We start from the raw sequence: 4,959 nt of genomic DNA on the forward strand, positions 1-4,959 counted from the left end.
TATTTATATAGTGTACTTCTTCCAATACCGATCATCTTAGCAAATGACATAGCTGACATTTTACCATATTCACCATTCTTAAACTTAGTATATTCTTTAATAAAGTTCTGTGGCAAATCAACTTTTGGTCTGCCTAATTTCTTTCCTTTAATTCTAGCCACTTCTAATCCTTGATTAATTCTATTAACTGTTTTCTCACGTTCTTGTTGAGCCATATGAGCTTTCAATGTAATAAATATATCAGCTATCATGTCATAAATTGAATTATCCTGAGCCTTTTCCCATTCATTTAAATAGGGAGTATCTAAAGCTATTATTCTAATTCCGCACGACTTTAATTGCTTAAATTCCATTATTACATCATCAGCACTTCTTCCAAGCCTATCTATATCTGTGACTATCAATATATCCCCTTGCCTTAACTTACTCTTTAACTGATTGTATTGTGGTCTATTTTCAGCCTTTATAGTACCACTAATTCTTTCTTCAACTAATTCGTTAAATGCAAAATTATTGCCTTTAGCATATGTTTCAAGCGTAAGCCTTTGCCTATCTGTCGTTTGCTTTTCTTTTTGTGTACTTATTCTCATATATCCAAATATCATTTTCATTTCTCTCCATTCTCTTATAGCTTGTCTTTTGTTTATATTGTAATTATACTGTTAAAACAACATTGTGTCTACTAAAACATATTTTATTTTCATAGACATATCTGTTGTGAAATAACGCAAAAAAACACCCTTAATAGAGTGCTTTTAACTGTCCATGCAATCATATGATTAATAGACAGTATTTTATAGAGAAATAGTAATTAATGATCTATGTATTTATAAAAATATTGTAAACAAAAAAGATAGTTTCTTATTCAAAAATCTATCTTTTAAACTTTATTATGTATTTAAATCTATATCAACTGCAACTTTAGCTTTATCTATGTATTCATCCATAGCTTCCTCTAGCAACTTAAAATCACAACTATTATTAACCAAACCCGGATTAAGTTTCTTATGGTGTTAGTATAAAGTAGTGGACACATTAAATCAAACTAAGTAAAATATTATTTAGTTAAGAAAGGATGTGTCCATTATGGGAAAGGGCAGAAGATATGATCAAGATTATAAAGATATGATAGTAGATTTATTTAAATCAGGAATGAGTGTATCTGAAATAAGTAGCGAATATGGCATTGCAAAATCAACAATCAATGGTTGGATTAAAGATGTAAAAGAAATTAAGGTAGATGAAAATGAAGTTATGACATTAAAGGAAGTTAAACAATTAAAAAAAGAAATGGCAAGAATTAAGGAGGAAAATGAAATATTAAAAAAAGCTATGGCCATATTCGCAACCCAAAATTAGATAAAGTAGTAGAATTTATAGATAATAATAAAAATAAGTATAATATTAAAACTATGTGTACCGTCCTAGGCGTAGCCAGAAGCACATATTATAAATTTTCAGATAAAACCAAGTCTACAAGAGAAGTAGAGAACGATAAACTAAAGGCAGCTATTTTGAGGATATACAAAGCTAATAAAGGAATATATGGAGCACCTAGGATTCATAAAATACTTAGTATAGAAGGTTTTAATGCATCATTAAAGCGTGTTCAGAGAAAGATGAATGAACTTAGTTTATGTGCAGTAACTGTAAAAAAATACAAGCCTCATTCAAATAAAAAAGTTATAGAGGGTTTGGAAAACGTTTTAAAAAGAGATTTTACAACTACTTCGATTAATGAAAAATGGGTAGGAGATATTACTTATATTCATACTATTAAAGATGGTTGGTGTTATTTAGCTTCAGTTCTTGACTTACACTCAAAAAAGATAATTGGCTATGCTTTCGGTAAGAGAATGACAAATGAATTAGTTAAAAAAGCTTTGAGTAATGCTTATTACAGTCAAGTCCCTGACAAGAATAAAAAATTGATATTTCATACTGATTTGGGATCTCAATATACAAGTAATGATTTAAAAGAACTCTGTAAAAAATTTAATATAATACAATCATTTAGTAAAAAAGGTTGCCCATATGATAATGCTTGCATAGAATCTTTCCATTCATCAATAAAGAAAGAAGAAATTTATAGAAATAAATACCGAACCTTTGAAGAAGCCAATGTTGCTATTTTTAAGTATATTGAAGGTTGGTATAACAGGAGAAGACTGCACTCTTCTATTAATTACATGACTCCAGAACAATGTGAATTATTAGCTAGAAGTACAGCATAAAAAAGTTTGACTTTTTGTGTCCAAAATATTGACATAAGACCATTAGTAACTTTTGTATATGTTCGTTTAGCTCTATTTAAAATTTTGGATTCATTTTTCACACAAAACTCATATTCAATATTTAATAGACTCTTGTACTTATTATATTTATCTTCACTCATTGAATCTGGTTTAATATTAAAATCTTTATACTCTAAACATTCATCAGGTACAGGAAACATATAATTAAATCTTATAGATGATTTAACATCGCCATGCTTATCTTCAATTAATATATTTTCATTTTGTTTTTTAGTATATGATGACATTGGAGCATAATATTTTCTATTATTAATCTCAAACACAACCCCACATACAAATTTTTCATTAGTATCATAATCATGATTTGGAACTCTAGTAAAGCCACGTTTACTCTTTTCTTTGTATTGTAGAAAATCTAAATATGGCTTATCAACTGTATAAAATTTTAACTTCCCCATTTTTCCTCCTAATACAAGAAAAAGGTAAGAATAATCTTACCTTTTCATTAAATATCGCACTTATTAAGTGGCGAAACACTCAACATTAAAATTTACGCTTAAAGTGGTGAACACTTAACATTAAAATTTACGCTTAAAGTGGTGAACACTTATCTTGTATAAGTATTATAACATATATAAAAATAAAAGTCACGTAAAAAATAGTACTGATTTACTTCATATTGAAAAAATAGAAGTTTTAAACTTATGATGTTAAGTATATTTATTTATAGCTAGTAAAAATAGCTTTTAAAAATAGCAGCGAAGGCTAAAAAGGCCCTAAATAGTTAAAAACTCATAAAAATGCTTTAGCTTTAACAAATATAATATTTTTTCTTTTTCTTTCTATTGACATTTTAAACCAAAGCTATTATCATATAAATATAAAATATGGTAAGGAGTGGTAGCTTTGGCAATTAAAATCAACAAAAATTTAATTTATTATTCTACATTTGACCCTACAAAAGAATCAAAACCTGTAGCACTAAGAGATTTGTGCCATGAAATTGAAGAAAGGAGAATTGTACTACCTGTTTTTCAGACTTATATTAGATGGACACCTGAAAAATCAGTATCATTATTAAACTTTCAGTTAAATGGTAAAGCAGCCGTATCACCAATATCAATTAATAAAATAGAAAATAAAGAATTGGCAGTACCTCAACTTTCATTTTTAACAAGAGAGTTAATAAAACAAGATGAATTAGTTGGTAAACAATCGGTAAACGATGGGCAGCAAAGGCTAAGTTGTAACTACAAAGCTTATATTGATCATGAAGATTTTAAATCAATAGTCTTAGATATTACTGCTGGTAAATTTCTTATTAATCCACAAGCATTAAAAAAATCTCAAATCCCAGTTGGTAAATTATATAATAAGGATGATTCGGTATTAGATGAATATATAGCAAATCACAAAGAATTACAGACTTTGGAAGTTCAAAGATTATTAACCAAGGTTAGAAATAAGTTTATGAGCTATTATTATACTGTTAATTATGCGAAGGACTTGACCGAGAATGAACAACTTGAATGGTTTGATGTATTGAATTTAGCTGGAAGTAGAGTTACTGGAGTTGAAGTGCAATTAACTAATATGCTAGTTAAAGGAATAGATTTCTATAAGGAATATTCAAATAAGTTTGTCGAAAAACTTGCAGAAGGAAGTTTAGAACATTTAATTATTAGAAAAGATACTGAAGTATCTATACCTTTAGCGGTTTTAAATCCTGCTTATGAGATAATAAAAAATAAACTTCATAGCAGCAATTGTAGCCCTATACCATCAGATGCTAAAGGGATTGCACTTTCTAAGCTTGAACCAGATGAATTAAGAAAAATATTATCTAGACCACGAGATACAATTGCAACTTGTGAGTCTACACTTGTATCAGTTATGCTTGCAAACAATGAAATTGGTACAATTCAGCCAATCGAAGAACTGTCAGAAATAGCAAGAGAATATGGAGCAAAATTCCATACTGATGCTGTACAGGCAGTGGGACATATACCAATTGATGTAAAAAAAATGGGAGTATCCATGCTATCTGCCTCTGCACATAAATTTAATGGGCCCAAAGGAATAGGATTTCTATATTCGACAGGTGGAATTCCTAACCTGATTGATGGTGGTGCACAAGAAAAAGGTCATAGAGCTGGAACTGAAAACGTAGCAGCAATTGTAGGTATGGCAGTTGCTTTAGAGAAAAATTGTTTGGAAATGAAAGCTAATACAGAGAAAATCTTAGGCTTAGAGCAATTACTAATTAATAAATTAGATGCATCAGGGTTGGATTATATTCGTAATGGCGTAAATCAGTTGCCGGGAAATATAAGTTTATCGTTTGCTAATGCAGAAGGTGAGATGCTTCTGCATAGAATGGACTTGAAGAAGATATGTATTTCTACTGGTTCGGCATGTGATAGTGTTAATACTCAAGTCTCACATGTTATTAAAGCAATAGGTGTACCTGAAAAGTATGCAAAGGGAACAATAAGAATATCTTTGGGAAAGAATAATTCTGAGGAAGAAGTCTTAAAGATAGCTGATACTTTGATTCAAATATTAAAGGGTTAACATGCTTATTTAAGAAAACTTGTAAGAAATAGTTTTGCTTTAGGTGAGGACTATTAATGGCTGAAGAAAAAATTAAACAAGATAAAAAAGGAAGATTATTAGCACTTCGAGAATATCTTTACAAATATAC

The 4,959-nt window shown here is 29.2% G+C and carries 4 protein-coding genes; 2 read left to right on the forward strand and 2 right to left on the reverse strand.

The features are described 5' to 3' along the window. Window positions 1–605: recombinase family protein (locus Q0F58_RS17130; RefSeq protein ID WP_294379084.1), on the reverse strand; the 605-nt coding region annotated here is incomplete at its 3' end. A 481-nt stretch (window positions 606–1,086) separates the two neighbouring features. Here Q0F58_RS17130 and Q0F58_RS17135 point away from each other — a divergent pair. Then, window positions 1,087–2,234, forward strand: a protein-coding gene (locus Q0F58_RS17135) for an IS3 family transposase (protein WP_294379085.1) whose coding sequence is annotated in 2 segments (ribosomal slippage) — window positions 1,087–1,330 and window positions 1,330–2,234 — 1,149 coding nt in all. Because the reading frame shifts where the segments join, the coding sequence is not laid out codon by codon here. Here Q0F58_RS17135 and Q0F58_RS17140 read toward each other — a convergent pair. Continuing rightward, window positions 2,186–2,713 (reverse strand): type III toxin-antitoxin system ToxN/AbiQ family toxin, encoded by a 528-nt coding sequence (locus Q0F58_RS17140; protein WP_294379086.1) that lies wholly within the window; start codon window positions 2,711–2,713, stop codon window positions 2,186–2,188. The two genes, Q0F58_RS17135 and Q0F58_RS17140, sit on opposite strands and share 49 nt — an antisense overlap. Window positions 2,714–3,161: 448 nt before the next feature. Here Q0F58_RS17140 and Q0F58_RS17145 point away from each other — a divergent pair, with 448 nt between their 5' ends. Then, window positions 3,162–4,829 (forward strand): cysteine desulfurase family protein, encoded by a 1,668-nt coding sequence (locus Q0F58_RS17145; RefSeq protein ID WP_294379087.1) that lies wholly within the window; start codon window positions 3,162–3,164, stop codon window positions 4,827–4,829. Window positions 4,830–4,959 lie beyond the last annotated feature (130 nt).

The sequence above is a fragment of the uncultured Clostridium sp. genome (genome assembly GCF_934754915.1).
In the GTDB taxonomy this organism is placed as follows: Bacteria; Bacillota; Clostridia; order Clostridiales; family Clostridiaceae; genus Clostridium.